19 protein-coding genes are annotated in these 20,528 nt (G+C 46.5%); 5 read left to right on the top strand and 14 right to left on the bottom strand.

The features are described from left to right. Positions 1–7 precede the first annotated feature (7 nt). From pyk to dnaE, 6 genes are all read right to left on the bottom strand, one after another. On the bottom strand, positions 8–1,771 hold the full coding sequence (gene pyk / locus GCA01S_RS04520; RefSeq protein WP_017437253.1) for a pyruvate kinase: 1,764 nt from the start codon (positions 1,769–1,771) through the stop codon (positions 8–10). A gap of 27 nt (positions 1,772–1,798) precedes the next feature. Further along, positions 1,799–2,758: a 6-phosphofructokinase gene (gene pfkA / locus GCA01S_RS04525; protein WP_017437254.1), complete on the bottom strand. Its 960-nt coding sequence runs from the start codon at positions 2,756–2,758 to the stop codon at positions 1,799–1,801. 191 nt (positions 2,759–2,949) lie between these two features. Continuing rightward, positions 2,950–3,927 (bottom strand): acetyl-CoA carboxylase carboxyl transferase subunit alpha, encoded by a 978-nt coding sequence (gene accA, locus GCA01S_RS04530; RefSeq protein WP_042407584.1) that lies wholly within the window; start codon positions 3,925–3,927, stop codon positions 2,950–2,952. Next, positions 3,912–4,784 carry an acetyl-CoA carboxylase, carboxyltransferase subunit beta gene (gene accD, locus GCA01S_RS04535; RefSeq protein ID WP_017437256.1) on the bottom strand — a complete coding sequence of 291 codons (873 nt, stop codon included), beginning with the start codon at positions 4,782–4,784 and terminating at the stop codon, positions 3,912–3,914. Before accD ends, accA begins: the two co-directional genes overlap by 16 nt. Positions 4,785–4,860: 76 nt before the next feature. Further along, entirely contained in the window at positions 4,861–5,508 is a 648-nt protein-coding gene (locus GCA01S_RS04540) for a FadR/GntR family transcriptional regulator (protein ID WP_042407588.1), read from the bottom strand. 85 nt (positions 5,509–5,593) lie between these two features. Then, on the bottom strand, positions 5,594–8,905 hold the full coding sequence (gene dnaE / locus GCA01S_RS04545) for a DNA polymerase III subunit alpha (protein ID WP_042407726.1): 3,312 nt from the start codon (positions 8,903–8,905) through the stop codon (positions 5,594–5,596). A 111-nt stretch (positions 8,906–9,016) separates the two neighbouring features. On the opposite strand from dnaE, the gene GCA01S_RS04550 reads away from it, so the two are divergent. Both GCA01S_RS04550 and ytrI read left to right on the top strand, forming a co-directional pair. Next, complete coding sequence (locus GCA01S_RS04550; RefSeq protein ID WP_017437259.1) at positions 9,017–9,358, top strand: YtrH family sporulation protein; 342 nt, start codon at positions 9,017–9,019, stop codon at positions 9,356–9,358. Next, a complete protein-coding gene (gene ytrI / locus GCA01S_RS04555; RefSeq protein ID WP_017437260.1) occupies positions 9,355–9,864 on the top strand; it encodes a sporulation membrane protein YtrI in 510 nt (169 codons plus the stop codon). Before GCA01S_RS04550 ends, ytrI begins: the two co-directional genes overlap by 4 nt. 39 nt (positions 9,865–9,903) lie before the next feature. Here the strand turns inward: ytrI and GCA01S_RS04560 are convergent, their stop codons facing one another. Further along, a complete protein-coding gene (locus GCA01S_RS04560; RefSeq protein ID WP_017437261.1) occupies positions 9,904–10,851 on the bottom strand; it encodes a DHH family phosphoesterase in 948 nt (315 codons plus the stop codon). A 120-nt stretch (positions 10,852–10,971) separates the two neighbouring features. Here GCA01S_RS04560 and GCA01S_RS04565 point away from each other — a divergent pair, with 120 nt between their 5' ends. Next, on the top strand, positions 10,972–11,283 hold the full coding sequence (locus tag GCA01S_RS04565) for a YtpI family protein (RefSeq protein WP_017437262.1): 312 nt from the start codon (positions 10,972–10,974) through the stop codon (positions 11,281–11,283). Between the two features lie 19 nt (positions 11,284–11,302). Here the strand turns inward: GCA01S_RS04565 and GCA01S_RS04570 are convergent, their stop codons facing one another. Together GCA01S_RS04570 and GCA01S_RS04575 are read right to left on the bottom strand one after the other, a co-directional pair. Then, on the bottom strand, positions 11,303–12,616 hold the full coding sequence (locus tag GCA01S_RS04570; protein WP_017437263.1) for a CBS domain-containing protein: 1,314 nt from the start codon (positions 12,614–12,616) through the stop codon (positions 11,303–11,305). 122 nt (positions 12,617–12,738) lie between these two features. Continuing rightward, positions 12,739–13,419: a metal-dependent hydrolase gene (locus GCA01S_RS04575; protein WP_017437264.1), complete on the bottom strand. Its 681-nt coding sequence runs from the start codon at positions 13,417–13,419 to the stop codon at positions 12,739–12,741. A gap of 133 nt (positions 13,420–13,552) precedes the next feature. Between GCA01S_RS04575 and GCA01S_RS04580 the strand changes: the two genes are divergently transcribed. Beyond that, positions 13,553–14,647, top strand: a complete 1,095-nt coding sequence (locus GCA01S_RS04580) for a M24 family metallopeptidase (RefSeq protein WP_042407592.1) — start codon at positions 13,553–13,555, stop codon at positions 14,645–14,647. A gap of 56 nt (positions 14,648–14,703) precedes the next feature. Here the strand turns inward: GCA01S_RS04580 and ald are convergent, their stop codons facing one another. The 3 genes from ald to GCA01S_RS20485 form a co-directional block, all read right to left on the bottom strand. Continuing rightward, positions 14,704–15,825, bottom strand: a complete 1,122-nt coding sequence (gene ald / locus GCA01S_RS04585) for an alanine dehydrogenase (RefSeq protein WP_042407596.1) — start codon at positions 15,823–15,825, stop codon at positions 14,704–14,706. A gap of 381 nt (positions 15,826–16,206) precedes the next feature. Further along, on the bottom strand, positions 16,207–16,968 hold the full coding sequence (locus GCA01S_RS04590; RefSeq protein ID WP_017434986.1) for an SDR family oxidoreductase: 762 nt from the start codon (positions 16,966–16,968) through the stop codon (positions 16,207–16,209). A 129-nt stretch (positions 16,969–17,097) separates the two neighbouring features. Continuing rightward, the gene (locus tag GCA01S_RS20485) at positions 17,098–17,241 is read right to left on the bottom strand and encodes a hypothetical protein (RefSeq protein WP_169735602.1); all 144 of its coding nucleotides are present in this window, start codon (positions 17,239–17,241) and stop codon (positions 17,098–17,100) included. A 113-nt stretch (positions 17,242–17,354) separates the two neighbouring features. On the opposite strand from GCA01S_RS20485, the gene GCA01S_RS04595 reads away from it, so the two are divergent. Beyond that, complete coding sequence (locus GCA01S_RS04595; RefSeq protein WP_017434984.1) at positions 17,355–17,801, top strand: universal stress protein; 447 nt, start codon at positions 17,355–17,357, stop codon at positions 17,799–17,801. A gap of 24 nt (positions 17,802–17,825) precedes the next feature. Here the strand turns inward: GCA01S_RS04595 and argH are convergent, their stop codons facing one another. Both argH and GCA01S_RS04605 read right to left on the bottom strand, forming a co-directional pair. Next, complete coding sequence (gene argH / locus GCA01S_RS04600) at positions 17,826–19,205, bottom strand: argininosuccinate lyase (protein ID WP_017434983.1); 1,380 nt, start codon at positions 19,203–19,205, stop codon at positions 17,826–17,828. Then, complete coding sequence (locus tag GCA01S_RS04605; RefSeq protein ID WP_017434982.1) at positions 19,202–20,410, bottom strand: argininosuccinate synthase; 1,209 nt, start codon at positions 20,408–20,410, stop codon at positions 19,202–19,204. Before GCA01S_RS04605 ends, argH begins: the two co-directional genes overlap by 4 nt. Positions 20,411–20,528 lie beyond the last annotated feature (118 nt).

Here is a 20,528-nt window from a genome sequence, read left to right on the forward strand (position 1 = left end):
ACATATCTTATAACACGCTCGCATGTCCTTGATAAACCGCACCGAATCCTGCGTCCACCGTAATTTCCTGCCCATCTTTTAAAATCGCTGTTGCATTTTCTACACCGACAATGACCGGAATGCCAAGGCTTAGACCAACGACGGCGGCATGGCTCGTTAATCCGCCTTCTTCGGTAATGATGGCCGCCGCTTTTTCTAGCGCCGCCATCATGTCTGCATCGGTACTGTTCGTTACTAAAATCCCGCCTTCTACCATTTTTCGGGTCGCTTCTTCTGCCGTTTTTGCAATTACCGCTTTTCCGAAAGCCGATTTGCGGCCAATGCCTTGCCCTTTTGCAATAATGTCGCCGATCACATGCACTTTCATCAAGTTCGTCGACCCTGTTTCTCCAACTGGAACTCCCGCGGTGATGACGACTAAATCACCGTGTTTGACTACTCCTGATTCTATTGCAGCATCAACGGCAATATCAAGCATTTCGTCCGTTGTTTTCGCTTGTGGCGCCACTTGCGAATATACTCCCCAGACAAGCGCTAATTTGCGTGATACGGATTCACTGGAAGTAACAGCGACAATCGGGGCTTTCGGACGATACTTCGATATCATATACGCCGTTTTTCCGCTGACAGTTGGCGTGACAATCGCCGCCACGTCTAAGTTTAGCGCCGTATGCGCCACCGATTGCCCGATCGCATCGGTAATCGTCGTCGCGCTTTCTCTTGTCCGCTGTCCTAATATGTCGCGGTATTGCAGGGCTTGTTCGGTGCGCAGCGCAATTCGATGCATCGTTTTTACCGCTTCGACTGGATAATGCCCTGCCGCCGTTTCCCCAGATAGCATCACCGCATCGGTACCGTCAAAAATCGCGTTGGCGACATCGCTTGCTTCTGCTCTCGTAGGTCTCGGGTTGCGCTGCATCGAATCGAGCATTTGTGTCGCCGTAATAACCGGTTTGCCAAGCATGTTGCATTTTTTAATGAGCACTTTTTGGATCAATGGCACTTCTTCTGCCGGGATTTCAACGCCAAGGTCGCCGCGCGCCACCATCAGGCCATCGGCAACTTCCAAAATTTCATCAATATTATCTACGCCTTCTTGATTTTCGATTTTGGCGATGATTTGAATATGTAGCGCGTCATTTTCTTCGAGCACCTCGCGAATCTCCAATACGTCGGAAGCTCTCCGAACGAAAGAAGCGGCGATAAAATCAATTCCTTGTTCGATGCCGAATAAAATATCTTGGCGGTCTTTGGCTGTAATCCCTGGCAGGTTGACGCGAACGCCCGGTACATTAACTCCTTTTTTATTTTTCAAGACGCCTCCATTTAGCACTCTCGTGACAATTTCGCGCGCTTGTTTATCAATAGAAACAACTTCCAAGCCAATTAACCCATCATCTAAAAGAATTTTGGAGCCAGGAACGACATCGTCAATAAGCCCTTCATAGGTCACCGAGATTTTCTCCGGCGTTCCGAGGACTTCCTTCATCGAAATAACAAGCTGCGATCCTTCTTTTAATTCGATGGAACCATTTTCCATGTCATGCGTGCGAATTTCCGGCCCCTTCGTATCTAACAAAATCGCCACCTTTTTTCCCGTTCGCTTCGCTGCTTCACGAATGTTTTGAATGCGCCGTCCATGTTCCATATGGTCGCCGTGCGAAAAATTTAAACGCGCGACATTCATCCCCGCTTCGATCAATTGCACGAGCTTATCCACACTCTCACTGGCAGGACCGATCGTACAGACGATTTTTGTTTTCCTCATCATCATTTCTTCTTCCTTTCCGCTAGGGAATTAAATGGATAGCTCTTTTGACAACAAATACATTCTTTGATCCACAGTATGCTTGTTTGCCAACGCTTCGGCAATATCATGATCGACGAGCTGATTGTTTTGAATGCCGACGCAGCGGCCGCCTTTTCCTTCTAGCAATAATTCAACAGCCCGGGCACCTAAACGGCTGGCAAGCACACGGTCAAACGCAGTTGGAGAACCGCCGCGCTGCACATGCCCCAACACCGTGACGCGCGTTTCAAATCCGGTTGCTTCTTGAATTTTCTTGCCGAACTCGACGCCGCTTCCAACCCCTTCGGCAACGATAATAATGCTATGTTTTTTGCCGCGCTCATGTCCACGCTTCAGCCGTGCAATAATATCGTCCATGTCATACTCTGCTTCCGGAATCAAAATCGTTTCCGCTCCTCCGGCAAGCCCTGACCATAACGCAATATCCCCGGCATGGCGTCCCATTACCTCAATGACATATGTCCGTTCGTGCGATGTGGCAGTGTCGCGGATTTTGTCAATGGCGTCAATCACCGTGTTTAATGCTGTATCAAATCCAATTGTAAAATCCGTTCCAGGAATGTCATTATCGATTGTTCCCGGCACTCCGACACAAGGAAATCCATGCTCCGTTAATTTTTTGGCCCCTTGATACGAACCGTCTCCGCCGATGACGACCAGCCCTTCAATCCCGTGCTTTTTCAATTGTTCAATTCCTTTTCGCTGGCCTTCTTCTGTTTTAAATTCCGGACAGCGTGCCGTATATAGTATTGTACCCCCACGATGAATAATATCCCCAACGTCTCCGACTTCCAATTTTTTAATGTTTCCAGCAATTAAGCCAGCATAGCCATGATAAACCCCAAATACTTCTACACCATGGTAAATCGCTTTGCGGACAACAGCACGAATGGCCGCATTCATGCCTGGCGAATCGCCGCCGCTTGTTAACACACCAATACGTTTCATGTTGTCACCTCGTTTATTCATTGTTTGATAACCCATTATGAAAAAACGTCCGACCTCATACCTCTGCAACTCTTTAACATTCTATAAAATAACACGAAGCCTAGAAGAACACAATAGAGAAGCTGTTAAATATTTGTTAACACGGCTTGCAATATAACAAAGCTGTCTCGTAGATGGAGACAGCCTTGTTTTTATCTTACCCGAAGGTCATCGTGGGAAAACGTAAATTGCCCGATTTGTTTAAATTTTTCATATCGTTGCTGGACTAATGTTTCGCCATCCAGCTTTAGAAGCTGCTGCAGCGAGCGCTTCAACACCTTATCGATTTCTGCCGCCTGTTGATCGACATCGCGATGAGCGCCGCCGCGAACCTCTGGAATAATTTCATCAATCACCCCGAGCTCTTTTAGGTCATGCGCAGTAATTTTCATCGTTTCCGCCGCACGCTGTGCCAGTGCTGCATCTTTCCACAAAATCGCCGCCGCTCCTTCCGGGGAAATGACAGAATACGTGGAGTTTTCGAGCATATGAATATGGTTGCCAACCCCAAGCGCCAGCGCACCGCCGCTTCCGCCTTCGCCGATTACAATGCAAACAATCGGCACGGTAAGTCCTGACATTTCAAATAAATTTCTAGCAATCGCCTCGCTTTGTCCTCGCTCCTCCGCTGCTTTTCCCGGATAAGCTCCTTTTGTATCAATAAAACAGATGATGGGGCGCTGGAATTTTTCCGCCTGTTTCATGAGCCGCAATGCCTTGCGATATCCTTCCGGATGCGGCATGCCGAAATTGCGGCGAATGTTTTCTTTCGTATCTTTTCCGCGTTGGTGGCCAATCACAGTCACAGGCAAGCCGTCGTATTTGGCAATTCCGCCGACAATCGCCTCGTCATCGCCAAAACAGCGGTCCCCATGGCATTCTAAAAAATGCGTAAACAGCCGAGTTATGTAATCTAGTGTTGTCGGTCGCTGGGGATGACGGGCGATTTGCACGCGATCCCATGGAGTTAAGTTCGAATATATATCGTTTTCCAATTTGGCAAGACGCGCTTCCAATTTTTCAATTTCTGCCGAAAGGTCGACCTCGGCGGTTTTCATAAACTCTTTTAACTCGATAATTTTTCGACGCAATTCAATGAGCGGCTTTTCGAAATCTAACTCTGCCACCATCCGTGTTCTCCTCCTCCTTGATGAATATCCAGCACCGTCGTCAGCGTCTCCTTTAAGTCGTGGCGATGGATGACGGCATCCAGCTGACCGTGTTTCAGCAAAAATTCCGCTGTTTGGAAATCTTCGGGAAGCTCCTCGCGCACCGTTTGCTCAATCACGCGGCGGCCGGCAAAGCCAATGAGCGCCCCCGGTTCGGCAAAATTATAATCCCCGAGCGAAGCAAAGCTTGCCGACACCCCCCCGGTAGTCGGGTGCGTCATCACCGAAATAATCAGACCGCCTTCATCGCTAAACAATTTTAAAGCAGCACTCGTTTTTGCCATCTGCATTAAACTTAATACCCCTTCTTGCATGCGAGCGCCGCCGGAAGCGGTAAAAATAAGAAATGGGACATGAAGTTCCCTCGCTTTTTCAATTGCCCTTGTAATTTTTTCCCCGACGACAGAGCCCATGCTCCCCATCCGGAACGCCGAATCCATTACGGCGATTACCAGCGGATATCCATTTAACGTCCCTTCGCCGGTGACAACCGCTTCATTTAAGTTCGATTTACGGCGATCTTCTTCGAGCTTTTCCATATATCCTGGGAACTGCAACGGATTGACAGAAATCATATCGGCGTCGTATTCGCGAAAACTGCCTTCATCTAGCAAACTGTCAATTCGCTCCCGCGACGGCATCGTATGGTGATAGCCGCAGCTCATGCAAACGCGCAAATTTTTTATCAATTCTTTTGTATACATAATTTTTTTGCACTTTGGGCACTTCGTCATAATTCCCTCGGGAACTTCGTATCTCACTTGCTGGGAAGGAATCGACGCATATTTCTTCTTTTTGATAAATATGTCTTTCCACATGAGGTATTCCCTCCTTCACTTTTTGGCTCTATCTACTACTGTATCGAAAATTCATCATATTTTTTGTAAAACGATGTCATTTCTCTTTCGACAAAGGAGGACGCACATATGTTTTCCATATTTCCGTCACAACAGCCTCATCCCGCTTCGCCAATGCTTCTAGCATCTTCTCATAAAATACATCAGGCAATGAACCGGTGCCGCTGATCGTAGCGGAAAAGTTGTGCAGCACCCGCCAAATTCGCTCTAGCAAATAGTTGTGCGTCGCCATCGTCACCCATTGAAAAAAAACATCATAATTCATTGATTTTTGTCGAACGTTTTTTTCAAGCCACGCCAAATCTTTTTCTTGCCACCGTTGGCAGGCAAGCTGCAAGCAAAGCTGCTCTATGAGCCACTTCGTTTCTGCCAAATCTGCTTTGGCGCGCTTATCTTGCAAAATAAACATTCCGAGCAAGTTAATAAGCTGGTGGTTCCCTATATCTTTAATGTAAGTTCCTTCACCGCGCCGCGTTTCAATTATGCCAAGAAATTCGAGCGCCCTTAGCGCCTCGCGCACCGAAGAGCGGCCGACTTGCAGACGCTCTGATAATTCGCGTTCAGAAGGAAGTTTATCGCCGGCGACCAGTCCGTCTTCGCGGATGATTCGGCGGATTTGTTCGAGCGTTTCGATGTATACTTTTGCGTCTTTTACCGGTGATCCCTCCCTAGCATGCCATCGCAACTATACTTTCCTTCTATTTCCATCACTGGTCTGACCACCTAATGTCTATACGATATAACAAAATTGCAAAATAGTAAAGAAATAATCATTTGACTACAATATGTTCACCGCCAAGGAGCTCCTTTAGTGCCGCTATACATTCATCGGTTACGGCAGCATTGTATTCTTCGGCCAATTTGACCATCTTTTGCTCTTGTTCATAATAAAGAAAAACAGGAGTATTTCCATGATATTTTCGCAATAACTCTTTTAGTGTAAACAATTTTCCAGCGGCCATATGTTCTGGACGAATTTTTATATAAAGTGCTTTCGTAAAAAGAGAAAGCACTTGGCGAATCACCAGCTGTGGTTTCCCGGCGCGGACATCTATTTTTCCTTCCAACAGCTGTATATTTCCTTTCTCCAACGCTGCGGAATAACGGGAATATACACTAGGAAACGCCACCGCATCCATTTCCCCGCTCTCATCGCTAATGGTGAAAAAGGCCATCTCCTCTCCTTTTTTCGTCCGCGTTTTTCTTTTTTCTGCAATATATACGCCTACTTTAACGAAAGAATTCGTCGCTCCATTGCATACGCTGAAAATGGGTTTGGCGCCAGCCAAGCGAAATGCCTTTTGATACTCCGTTGTCGGGTGCGGGGAAACATACACACCGAGCAATTCTTTTTCATGCTTCAGCTTCTCTTCCAACGACAGTGCAGGGGCTTCCACATATTTTGGCTTTAAGGACAAATCGGTAAACAAACCTTCTTTCACATACGGACCGATAAGCTGAGCGTGTTCTAGCGCGACATCCACACTTGCCAATAAAGAGGCTCTTTCCACTCCGAACTCATCAAAACAGCCTGACAAAATAAGCGACTCGATCGTTTTTCGGTTGATGCCTTTTCCGAATAGGCGCACAGAAAAATCAAAAAAGTCGGCAAACGGCCCTTTTTGCCGTTCTTGGACAATCGCCCTTACCGCGACTGCCCCGACATGCTTAATGGCGGCTAAACTATAGCGGATTTTTGCCCGCTCTACTGAAAAGTCATAGCGGCTTTGATTAATGGAAGGCGGCAGCAGCGCAATCTGTTTTTGTTTTGCTTCATAAATATACAAAGACAGTTTTTCTTCATCTCCGATGACGCTCGTTAATAGCGCGGCGTAAAAGCAGAGTGGATAATGGGCTTTTAAATAAGCAAGCTGGTAAGAAAGCAAGGCATAGCTGACCGCATGGCTGCGGTTAAACCCGTAATTGGCAAAACGGACAATCATATCATAAAGTTCATTGGAAAATGTTTCCTTATAACCATTCTTGAGGCATCCTTGCACGAACTCATGGCGCTGCTCATCAAGCAGCTCCTTGTTCTTCTTGGCAACGGCACGGCGCAGCAAATCCGCCTTCCCTAATGAAAAGCCAGCAATGTTGGCGGCAATTTGCATAATTTGCTCTTGGTAAATAAGAACGCCGTATGTAGGCGCCAAAATGGGCTCCAAATCAGGATGAAGATAGGAAACATGTTCTTTGCCATGCTTTCTTTTTATATAAACAGGAATGTAGCTCATCGGACCGGGACGATAGAGCGCGTTGACAGCGACGATATCTTCAAATTGGGACGGTTTCAGCTGCTTTAATACGTGCTTCATCCCGTCGGACTCCAATTGGAAAATGCCGTTCGTATCCCCATTGCTTAATAATTCGTATGTTTTCCGGTCATCTAATGGGAGCGAGCGGATGTCGAGCGTTTTTCCGGTTTGCTGCTCGACAAGGCGGCATATATGCTCCAGCAATGTTAACGTGCGCAAACCGAGAAAATCCATTTTCAGCAGGCCGAGCCGCTCCAACACATCCATCGGATATTGCGTCAAATACCATTCGCCATGTCCTTGTTGCAGCGGAACCATTTCCGCCAGCGGTTCGCTGCTAATAATGACGCCGGCCGCATGGGTGGATGTATGACGCGGCAACCCCTCTATTTTCATAGCCGTTGCCACCCACTTTTGGAATAAAGAAGAAGCTTGCACCGCTTGGCGAAAGGCAGGGGTCTGCTCATAGGCTTCCTGAATCGTTACTCCCGGCTTATTCGGAATCGATTGGACGATATGTTCTATTTCTTTTACATTCATCCCCATCGCTTTGCCTGCGTCGCGAAGAGCCGCTTTGGCGCCGAACGTACCGAAAGTGATGATTTGCGCAACATGTTGTTGCCCGTATTTGGCGGCGACATATTGGATGACTTCTTCCCGGCGGTCATCGGGAAAATCAATATCAATATCGGGCGGCGATACCCGTTCCGGGTTTAAAAACCGCTCAAAAAGAAGACCGTACTGGATCGGATCCACATCGGTAATATAAAGGGTATATGCCACAAGCGACCCAGCTGCCGATCCTCTTCCCGGTCCTGTCATGATCCCTTTTTTGCGGGCAAAATTCATTAAATCCCACACGATCAAAAAATAGTCGCTGAAATGCATTTGCTCAATCACATGAAGCTCATACTCCAGCCGTTCCCTGTAAACAGCGGAAGGAGACGAAACCCGTTCATATAGCCCTTTTAGGCAAAGCCGGCGCAGATAGCGACCAGCGCTTTCCTTTTCCGGGACCGGGTATTTTGGCAGCTTTAATGTATCGAACTCTAGATGCAGCTGGCATTGCTCAGCAATTCTCCTGCTGTTTTCTACCGCTTCCGGCAGATCGGCAAAACGTCTTTCCATTTCCTGCGGCGGTGTGAAATATCGTTCTCCGATAACGTTTTTTTCTTCTTTCATTTCCGTTCCATGTTTAATTGCCAATAAACAACGCTGCACAAACACGTCTTCTTTTTCGATATATTGGACATCATTCGTTGCCACAAGCGGAGTATTGGTTTCTTCCCCTAAGCGGATTAGCTCCGCTTCATACGATTCGCGCGCCTGTTCCCCGCGCTGCACGGAAAGATATACATCCGCCCCGAATATTTGCTTATACCGCTCTAACACCTGTTTTGCTTTTTCGATTTCCCCATGGGCAAGCAATGTTTCTACCTGCCCTTTTTTTCCCGGAGTTAGGGCGATCAGTCCATCGCGGTAGCGCCATAGCCACTTTTCCGGAATGCCTTCTTCACTTGCCGTCGTCTGAATCGCGCTGCTTATTTTCATTAAATGACGATAACCTGTTTCGTTTTTCGCTAACAAAACGAGCGGATACGCCTTTTCTCCCTCCAGCGCAATGTCTGTGATCATCCCGATAATCGGCTGAATGCCGAAGCGTTTGCATTCGATATAAAAAGGAATCGCGCCATACAATACATTTTCATCCGTTAGCGCAAGAGCGGGAAATTGCAACTCTTTCGCCTTTTTGATTAAATCGCTGATTTTCGTCGGGCTCGTCAGCAAACTGTAGCAGCTGCGGACTTGAAGGTGGACAAACGACAACGCTCTTCTCCCTCCTTTTCCTTCATTATAGAAGACAAAACTTTCCCTTGGCAAAACATACTCCTCCCTACTCGTCCATATACATGTAGTAAAGGAAAGGGTGGGAGAAGCATGAATGAAAAAATTGCATTTTTGCCTGCTTTTATTCAAAGTTATTTTATCGCGGCCGGCGTGCTGTTAGGCGGAGCGATGATCGGGGCGCTTGGCGCGTTTTTAAGCGGAGAGCAGCCGCTCACCGCCATGTATCGTTTTGCTGGTGATTTGCGGATTTGGGCTGTTGTCGCTGCCATCGGTGGAACGTTTGATACGTTTTATATGGTGGAACGGGGATTCTTTTTTGGGGAGACGCGCGACATTGTGAGACAGTTCCTTCTTATTCTTTCGGCGATGGGAGGAGCGCAGACGGGAGTTACCATCATTACTTGGCTGACACAGGAGCATATTTCTTCATGAGAATCCCGTCTTATTATCGCTATCCCACGTGGCAGCGCTTTTTTGCCGGCGTTGCGATCGGTGCGATCATCAGCTGGGTCGTTTTTTTGCATTTATTCGGCGTTCTGCAGGAAAAACAAGTCCGACAAATAACCGAGCTGCAAGATAAAATTGCCGATTTGGAAAACGAAGTTCGCATTTGGCAAGAAGACTACGTCAAACAAAATAAAATGAACAAAAAAAAATTGATGGTACAAGAAATTTCTGTCCATCTCGTTAACGCGGAGCAATATAAACTCGACTCTTATACGACATTTCGCATTGAAGAAAGCGTAAAGGAAGATATTTCCCACCTGAAGGCAAAAGACATCGAAACCGTTTATAACAGCCGGGAGTTGCTAAAGCGGGCTATTGAAAACAAAACATACACGATTAATGAACAATTGTATAAGTTGGAAATTCATCAGCTGTTTGTCTTTACCACCTTGTCGATTGAACTAAAATTAAAGCCGCTGCCTTCCTCATAAAAAGAAATGTCCCGGACTTTACCGGGACATTTCCGCGTTTTATCGGGATCGGCACGCCGCTTTCAAATCGGCAATAACACGGTCCGCATCTTCCCAAGAGTAAATGGAAGCCCCTGCTGCAAGCGGATGGCCGCCACCGCGGTATTTTTTCGCCACTTCATTGACAATTGGGCCTTTAGAACGGAAGCGGACGCGAATTTCCTTTTCTTCCTCAATAAAAAATACCCATGCGACAATTCCTTCGATATTGCCAAGAAGGCTGACAAGCTGCGAAGCCTCAGAAGCGGTAACGCCGTATTGTTCGAGCAGGGTTTTTGGCATTTTTACCGCCGCCACCCCTTCTTCTGATACGGTAAAGTTCTGCAGCACGTATCCGCTTAAATGCGCTACATTCAACTTCGTGCGATATAACCCGTCATATAGCTCCGTCAAAGAGAAACCATATTGAATGAGCTCGCTTGCGTAACGGAATGTTTTTTCGCTCGTGCGCGGAAAAAGAAACCGTCCGGTATCGCCGACAATGCCTGCATAAATTAAACGCGCCGCTTCTTTTGTCATCACCAGTCCATCTTCTTTACCGGCCAAATAAAACTCATAAATCATTTCACTCGTGGAACTGGCGTTTGTATCGACCCATACTATATCTCCATATGGATCCTCGTTCGGATGATGGTCAATCTTAATCAGCTTTTTGCCAAGACGGTAACGTTCATCGCAAATCCGCTCCTGATTCGCCGTGTCGCAAACGATCACAAGCGCATTGCGATAAACAGCGTCATCGATGATATCCATCCGCCGTAAAAATTGCAATGACTCTTCATCATTTCCTACCGTATACACCGTTTTTTCCGGAAACGATGCTTGCAAAATCTCCGCTAATCCCCCTTGTGACCCGTACGCATCGGGATCTGGACGCACATGGCGGTGAATGACAATCGTATCAAACTGTTGTACTGCTTTTAAAATTTCCAAACATTTTTCTTTCATTTTTCTTCCCCTTTTGCCCCTATATTTTTTTCATTATACGTAAACAAGCAAGATCCTTGCTAGAATTCTTGCTCATTTCTATGTACAATAAGATAGAAAAACATCGTGGAGGTTTGATTTATGCCAACACTTGTAATTTTCATTATATTTTCCTTTTCGTTTTACGTCTATTATAAAATCAAATATTTTCGTTCCCGCCGCCCGCTGGAACGGCGCTGGCTTTCCGCCAAATCGAGCATTGCACTCGGGTTGTTCGTCTTTCTGTTTGGCCTCAATCAGTTTTTTCTTCACCCTTCTACTGTCACCTATATTGTCGGGACCGTTTTCTTGTTAATTGGCGCCGGAAGCGCATGGGCGGGCTACCGCGCCTACAAATATTATTTGCCGCTCGTTATTGAAGAAGCAAAACAAACAGCAAAAAACGGGGCGTAGCACGCGTCCCGTTTTTTGGCTAGCGATCCATGAGCTGGCACATCATCATTGCCTTGCCGACGACAGCGCCTTCGTTATATACTTCTACATCCACTTTTCCGAACTTCCGCCCGATTTCTAGCAATTTCGCTTTTACCTCCACCGTGCTGTCAATTTGCACCGGTTTAATAAAATAAATGGTAATATTTTCAACGACCAAATCCCCACGTTTATAGGAACGAAGTGCGCGTGTAGCCGCTTCGGTGACAATTGTTGTAAACACTCCATATGACAACGTTCCTAAGTGATTCGTCATTTGCGGTGTAATTGTGCAGCGAAACGCTTCTTCTTTTCCATTGTTATCCACTTCCCGGAACTGACTTGTAATAATATCATCGATCGTTTCGCCGACTTGCGGCTGGCGTTGAATCATTTGCAGTGCTTTTAATACATCCTGGCGGCTAATAATTCCCTGAAGCCGATTATGTTCATCCACGACCGGCAGCAATTCAATGCCTTCCCACACCATGACATGGGAGGCGAAAGCGACCGATGTCTTTCCTTTTACGGTAATCGGCTGCTTTGTCATCGCCTTTTCAATTGGCAATTGCCGATCAAAATCAAGCACGTCTTTTGCCGTTACCATCCCTTGCACTTTTAGTTGTTCATCGACAACCGGAAAGCGGCTATGCCGTGTTTCGCGATTTAACGTATACCAACGTTCAATTGGATCCGTTGTATATAAATAGACGGTTTTTTCGAGCGGAATCAAAATGTCTTCGACAAGAACGATTTCCTTTTTGATTAACTGGTCATAAATCGCGCGGTTGATCATTGTCGCGACGGTAAACGTGTCATAGCTGGTCGAAATAATCGGAAGCTGCAGTTCATCCGCCAATTTTTTTACGTGATCTTCCGTATCAAACCCACCGGTGATCAACACGGCTGCCCCAGCTTCGAGTGCGAGTTCGTGCGCTTTCGTGCGGTTTCCGACAATTAATAAGTCGCCTGCCCCGGTATAGCGCATCATCGCCTCTAACTGCATGGCGCCAATCACAAATCGGTTCAGCGTTTTATGCAATCCCTCGCGCCCGCCGAGCACTTGCCCATCGACAATGTTTACCACTTCCGCATATGTCAGTTTTTCAATATTTTCTTTTCGCTTCTTCTCAATGCGAATCGTGCCGACGCGTTCAATTGTGCTGACATAGCCTTTGTTTTCCGCATCTTTAATGGCGCGATACGCAGTACCTTCGCTGACGCCCATTTCTTTGGCAATTTGCCGTACGGAAATTTTTTCACCGATCGGCAAACTATTAATGTATTGCAAAATTTGTTCATGTTTTGTCACCAAGTTTCTTCACCCTTTACCAATGTCTTATTTTCATTATACGGGCGAAACAAATTCAATTCAATGAAGGGTCTGGCACATTTGTTCCCAAAAAAAGCGTCTCATATTGAGACGCTTTTTTCATTTTATAATTCAATGCTTTCTCCAGGTTTTAAAGCGCGGCCGACCCCGTCAGGAAGCAACGCGACAAATTTCTCAGGGTCTTGGGCAATCGGCGGGAATGTATTATAATGAATCGGCACTACCGTTTTCGCACGCAGCCACTCAGCGGCAAGGGCGGCATCTTCCGGCCCCATCGTAAAGCTGTCCCCAATCGGTAAAAACGCCACATCAATTTGATTGCGTTCACCAATGAGCTTCATATCGGAGAACAATCCGGTATCTCCGGCATGGTAAATCGTTTTTCCTTCAGCCGTAAATAAAATCCCTGTCGGCATCCCTAGGTAAATAATTTGATTGTCTTCCGTGACATAACCGGAGCTGTGGAATGCCTGCGTCAATTTCACTTTTCCAAAATCAAATTCATGCGCGCCGCCGATATTCATGCCGTAAGTATTAACTCCCTGCCATCCTAAATATGTAGCCAGCTCAAAGGTGGCGACCACAAGCGCATTGTTTTTCTTCGCCAATTGCACCGTATCGCCGACATGATCGCCGTGGCCATGGGTAAGCAAAATGGCATCTGCTTTTACTTCTTCTAGTTTTAAATCGGTGGTGCTGTTTCCAGTAATAAATGGATCAATCAAAATCGTTTTCCCATTTGTTTCGATTTTTACGACGGAATGGCCATGGTAAGTAATTTTCACGATAATCCTCCCCTTTCATAGTATTATTTCGTGATGGTTTTTCATTTCCCTGCTGCATCCGTTATAAACATTTACATTTCGATTTATTCCTGCTACTCTCAAATAGAGAGAAACAAGAAAGGAAAGATGCACAATGAACAAACGGCTTCAATTATTTTCCGATTGGCTTCAAGAACAACATATTTCATTGGCGTTCATTACGTCAAGTCCAAACGTTTTCTATTTAAGTGGGTTTTGGTGCGATCCGCATGAACGGCTGTTAGCATTGCTTGTTTTTCCTGAAGGAGAGCCAGTGTTGATTTGCCCGCAAATGGAAACGGCGCGCGCCCGCCAATCTGGCTGGGGCTATGAAATTATCGATTATGATGATACATCCAACCCATGGGAATTGATCGCACGGCATATCCAGGCGAGAAATATCGCGGTCGAACAAATCGCGGTCGAAAAAAGCCATCTTTCTTTAGAACGCTACGAACAGCTTCATACCTATTTCCAAGCCAATACATGGCTCAACGCCGAAGAAAAATTACGGCAATTGCGGATGATCAAAGATGAAAAAGAAATTGCCATACTGCGGGAAGCAGCGCAGCTTGCCGATTATGCCGTTGAAGTCGGTGTAAGCGCCATCCGTGAAGGAAAAACAGAATTAGATATTATCGCGACGATCGAATACGAAATGAAACGGAAAGGCGTACGGGAAATGTCGTTTGCCACCATGGTTCTCACCGGCCAAAACACCGCCAATCCTCACGGCGTGCCAGGACAGACGCCTATTCAGCGCGGCGATTTTGTTTTGTTTGATTTGGGCGTCATCGTCGACGGCTACTGTTCCGATATTACCAGAACCGTCGTTTTTGGTTCGGCGACGGAAGAGCAAAAAACGATTTATGATACCGTTTTGCGCGCTCAGCTGGCCGCAATTGACGCGTGCAAGCCAGGCGCAGCAATCGGCGCTGTCGACCGGGCGGCCAGAGCGGTGATTGAACAGGCAGGATATGGCCCATATTTTACACACCGCGTCGGACATGGTTTAGGCATTGAAATACACGAGTATCCGTCCATGAATGCCGCCAATACGATGCCATTAGAGCGCGGCATGACGTTCACGATTGAACCGGGCATCTACGTCCCTTCAGTTGGCGGAGTTCGTATTGAAGACGATGTATTTATTGCTGACGATGGCGTTGGCATTTTAACTTCCTATCCAAAAGAGCTTATTGTTATTTAACGGTAAAAAGAGCGGCTAAAAAACAATGCCGCTCTTTTTCACAACAATGAATGTTCTCACGATTGTTCGAGCAATGTTCTCGCATCGGTATACGACAATCCGTGCGCCTTTGCTACCGCTTCATACGTAACCGAACCATTTAGCGTATTTATCCCTTTTAGCAATGCTTCATTTTGCAGGCAGGCGTCGCGATACCCTTTATTCGCGATTTGCAGCGCATAAGGGATGGTGACGTTAGTAAGCGCAAACGTGGATGTTCGCGGCACCGCGCCCGGCATGTTTGCTACCGCATAATGAACAACCCCATGCTTGACATAGATCGGATCATCATGAGTCGTAACACGGTCGGTCGTTTCAAAAATTCCGCCTTGATCGATGGCGATATCGACAAGCACGGAACCCGGTGACATCGAGCGCACCATTTCTTCCGTCACCAGCTTCGGTGCTTTCGCGCCAGGGATTAATACGGCGCCGATGACAAGATCAGACTGCTGCACCGCTTCAGCGATGTTATACGGGTTGGACATTAACGTCGTTACATGCTCGCCAAACAGATCGTCAAGCTCGCGCAGCCGCTCAGCATTAATATCTAAAATCGTCACTTTCGCTCCAAGCCCCACTGCTATTTTTGCCGCGTTCGTTCCAGCCGTCCCGCCGCCGATAATCGTTACTCTTCCGCGGTTCACCCCCGGCACGCCTCCCAATAAAATCCCTTTTCCTCCGTGCGGCTTTTCAAGAAACTGCGCGCCTACTTGCACAGACATTCTTCCTGCTACTTCGCTCATTGGCGTTAACAACGGGAGCGCACCGTTTGCCAATTGTACCGTTTCATAAGCAATGCCGATTACTTTTTTGTCCATTAATTCTTTCGTCAGCGATTCCGCGGCCGCTAAATGCAAATAAGTAAACAAAATAAGGCCTTCGCGGAAATAAGCGTACTCTTCTGGAAGCGGCTCTTTTACTTTTAACACCATTTCCGCCGCCCATGCATCTTGAGCAGATGGGACGATCGTTGCACCGGCTTTTTCATACTCTTCATCGAAAAAACCGGAACCAAGGCCCGCTCCTTTTTCCACATATACTTCATGCCCAGCTTTTACTAATGTCATTACTCCTGCCGGTGTAATCGCCACCCGGTTCTCATTGTTTTTAATCTCTTTTGGAATACCAATTTTCATCGTTTTAGCGCAGGGGACCCCCACTTCAACGAATGAGAAGGGCGGAGCCCAATGAGTAAGTGGGGGAGGAATGCGCCTTCCTCCTTTCTCTTCTAATATGCTATCATTAACTTATGGAGAAAACCGTTGGATCAGGCACTCCATTGCTATGAATTCTTCCTAGTTGATTTGCTTACTATACCATATCCTTTTACCTGCAAATATGAAACCATCATTATTTATGTTTCTCCTTTTTTCTATAAAATAAACGGCTTTTTTCGCTCGTTTCCCGATGCGCTTCACACCCTCCTACAATAAGAATGAAAGTAATTTCGATCGAGTTTTTTCCAATAGAAAAATCACCTCACTAATGCAAGGAGGTGATTTTTCTCAAGAAACAACTTACGTCCGATAACGGTGAAGGACATTGACTCCCCCGGTGACATCAATCACTGCTCCTGTAATCATATCCGAATCTTCTTCACATAAGAAAGCGATCACACGGGCAATATCCTCGCCTGTCCCTGAGCGACCGATGGGAGTTTCCTCATCTTTTTTCGTCCGCGCATAAGCAATGGTTGCTTCTTTCATTTCTCCAACAATATTGCCTGGGCAAACCATATTTGCGGTAATGCCATACTCCGCTTCCTCGAGAGCGATCGTTTTCGTCAACGATACTAAACCAACTTTTGCCGCGCTAAACGCGGATCGATGCACCCATCCCGGAGCATCCGCCGCCCCTTGGAATCCGTATGTAATAATGCGCCCAAACCGTTGTTTTCTCATCAACGGAATCGTTTTCTTTACTAAATGGAAAACGGCGCTTAAGTTTCCTTCAATCATTTCATACCATTCCTCTTCCGTGTAATCGGCTAATTTTTTCCTCTCAAAAATATACGGACCAGCATTATTGATCAAACAATCAATCCGGCCGAATCGCTGCAATGCCGACTCGACAAGCACCGATAAATCCTCTTTTTTCGTGACGTCCCCGCGGACAAACTGAAGCCGGTCTTTTAAATGGGCGTACTTTTCTTGCAGCGACCGCACTGCTGCCTCGTCACTCCGATAGTTGACCGTTACCGAATATCCTCTTTCTAATAACAATTCCGTTACTTTTCTCCCCAGCCCTTTCGCTCCGGCTGTGATGAGGGCATGTCGCACAACTACTCCTCCTCACCTTCACTACTTCCTGTCTTTACTTTAATTTACTATAAATTATGTGGCCGCGCATCCATCCCGCTTCAAAAAATCATCATGGTGAGACATCACCATGATGAAATTACATTTATTCTATTCGCCGACTTCTCGCTTTGGATCGTAGTAGAGCTCATCATGATCCACCACGCCGCTATGATACGCATCCATGATTTGTTCACTAATGATTTTGACTTCCTCTTCATCATAATACCAATTTTCGTTGTACTTTTTTTCCACTTCTTCCACCCCTTTTTTCATCAAAGTGTCATATATACGGTAGTTTCTCATTGCTTGCATGGGGGTATACTAATCATAGGGATAGCATTTTTATCCAAAGGGAGTGGAGACCCATGACAATGACGTACAAAACGATTGTCGTTGCGGTAGACGGTTCGAAAGAAGCGGAATGGGCATTTAAAAAAGCGATTCAAATTGCCAAACGCAACAATGCAAAATTAATTTTGTCCCATATCATTGACTTGCGTGGATTTGCAACAGTAGAAATACATGATCACACTGTCGTAGAACGATCGGAACAATATGCGAAAGAGCTGCTTAGCGGCTACCAGCAGCAAGCGCTTGCCGCCGGGTTAAACGACGTGGTCATCGATATTGAGTTCGGTTCGCCAAAAGTCAAAATCGCAAAAGAGGTGGCGCCAAAATATAAAGCCGATTTAATTATTTGCGGAGCAACCGGGTTAAACGCGATGGAACGTCTCCTCATTGGAAGCGTTTCCGAACATATCACCCGCTATGCGAAATGCGATGTGCTTGTCGTGCGAACCGAAAAAGAATAAAAGAAAAACACTCCGAAGCATCCGCTACGGAGTGTTCACTATTTCTTTGGCTTTTTCCAACGCTTTTCTTACTTCGGAAAATCCTGTTCCGCCCGCGCTATTGCGGCGGTTAACAGCGGTGTATGGCTTAAGCGCTTCATATATGTCTTCTTCAAAGAACGGTGACGCTTCTTTATAGACATCAAGCGGCAAATCGGCTAAAAATACGCCTTTTTCAATGCATGCCAACACAAGCTTTCCCACGATTTCATGCGCTTCACGGAACGGTACTCCTTTATTGGCTAAATAGTCGGCCAGCTCGGTCGCGTTGGAAAAATCTTGTTTTGTCGCTTTTTCCATCACGTCTACATTGACTTTCATCGTTTCAATCATGCCGGCGAAAATTTTCAGCGAACCAATCACCGTTTTTACTGTGTCAAACATGCCTTCTTTATCTTCCTGCATATCTTTGTTGTACGCGAGCGGCGTTCCTTTCATCACGGTCAACAGCCCGAATAAATTGCCGTATACCCGTCCCGTTTTGCCGCGGATTAACTCGGCCATATCGGGATTTTTCTTTTGCGGCATAATGCTGCTTCCTGTCGCAAACGCATCATCGATTTCGATAAATTGAAATTCCTGGCTCGACCAAAGAATGAGCTCCTCGCAAAAACGGGATAAGTGCATCATCAACATGGCGCTGTTGCTTAAAAACTCAATGATGAAATCACGGTCGCTTACCGCATCGATACTATTTTCATAGATGCCATCAAATCCAAGCAGCTCCGCGGTCATATGGCGGTCGATCGGAAACGTCGTTCCGGCAAGCGCTCCTGCGCCAAGCGGCGACTTGTTAATGCGCTTTAATGACTCGCGGAATCGCTCGCGATCGCGTTCTAACATCCAAAAATAGGCGAGCAAATGATGGGCGAACGAGATCGGCTGCGCCCGCTGCAAATGCGTATATCCCGGCACAATCGTTTCCACATGCCCCTCGGCTTTTTCCACAAGTGCTTTCTGCAATTGTCTGATCAGCGCGATAATTTCGGTCACGCGCTTGCGCAAATATAAATGCATATCGGTCGCCACTTGGTCGTTGCGGCTTCTTCCCGTGTGCAGCTTCCCACCGACAGAACCGATTTCATCGATAAGCATTTTTTCAATGTTTAAATGAATATCTTCGTAGGCAACGGAAAATTCAAGCTTGCCTTGTTTCGCCTTTTCCAGCAAGGTATACAGACCATTTTTGATTTTCTCTACGTCTTCACTTGGCAAAATTCCGCATTTCCCGAGCATCGTCACGTGGGCGATGCTGCCTTCGATATCTTCTTCCACCAGCTCTTGGTCGAACGGGATCGACGCGCCAAACTCGTCTACCCATTCTTCCGCTGTTTTCGTAAACCGTCCTCCCCAAAGTTTTTTCACATGGTCACCTTCTTTTGGTTGTTTACGATGCTGTATACTTTCGTTGGCAATCCGTATAAGGAAATAAACCCGACAGCCGCTTGATGGTCAAATTGGTCTTCCACTGTATAGGTTGCCAGCTTTTCATCATATAGAGAGAATTCCGATTTGCGCCCTTCGATAATGGCATGCCCCTTAAACAATTTCACACGCACGACGCCGGTTACGTTTTTTTGCGTTTCTTTTAAGAAAGCGACAAGCGCATCTTTAATTGGCGAGAACCATAAGCCGTTATAAATGACTTCCGCCAATTTTTGTTCGATAATCGGTTTAAAATGCGCGACTTCTTTGACGAGCGTCAAATCTTCCAGCTCTTTGTGCGCCTTAATCAGCGTCATCGCTCCTGGACATTCATATACTTCCCGCGACTTAATGCCGACAAGGCGGTTTTCGACATGGTCAATGCGCCCGACGCCATGTTTTCCGGCAAGCGCGTTCAGTTTCAAAATTAACTGCGCAAGCGAATACGGCTGACCGTTTAGCGTTGTCGGCACGCCTTGTTCAAAACCGATTTCAATGATTTCCGGCTCGTCCGGCGTATCCTCGAGCGCCGCCGTCAGTTCATACGCCTCCTCCGGCGGAGCCGCCCACGGGTCTTCTAAAATGCCGCACTCATTGCTTCTGCCCCATAAGTTTTGATCGATGGAAAACGGGCTGTCAAGATCCACTGGGATCGGAATGCCGTGTTTTTTCGCATATTCGATTTCTTCTTCGCGCGACCAGCTCCATTCCCGTACTGGGGCGATAACATCCAAGTTTGGATTTAACGCTTTAATCGACACTTCAAAACGGACTTGGTCATTTCCTTTTCCGGTGCAGCCGTGGGCAACGGCAACTGCGCCTTCCAGTTCCGCGATTTCCACCAATTTTTTCGCGATCAGCGGACGCGACAAGGCGGATACGAGCGGGTATTTTCCTTCATAAAGCGCATGCGCCTGCAAGGCAATCAGCGCGTATTCATTCGCGAATTCTTCCTTCACATCAATGACATACGATTTAATGGCCCCAACTTTTAATGCTTTTTCCTTTACGAAATCGAGATCTTTTCCTTCGCCAAGATCTAAACAGCAGGCGATGACATCATAGCCCCGCTCCTGCAGCCATTTAATTGCAACCGATGTATCTAAACCCCCAGAATATGCCAGCACCAGTTTCGGATTAGCCATTTTTTATTCCCCTTTCCCTTTACATAAATATACCCCTATATAAATAAATATTCATAACAATCTATTATCACTTTATCAGCTTTTTCGCCGTTTTTCAATAGTTATTCATCAGAAAGTA

Origin of the sequence: Parageobacillus caldoxylosilyticus NBRC 107762 (assembly GCF_000632715.1) — a bacterium.
GTDB classification, from domain to species: domain Bacteria; phylum Bacillota; class Bacilli; order Bacillales; family Anoxybacillaceae; genus Saccharococcus; species Saccharococcus caldoxylosilyticus.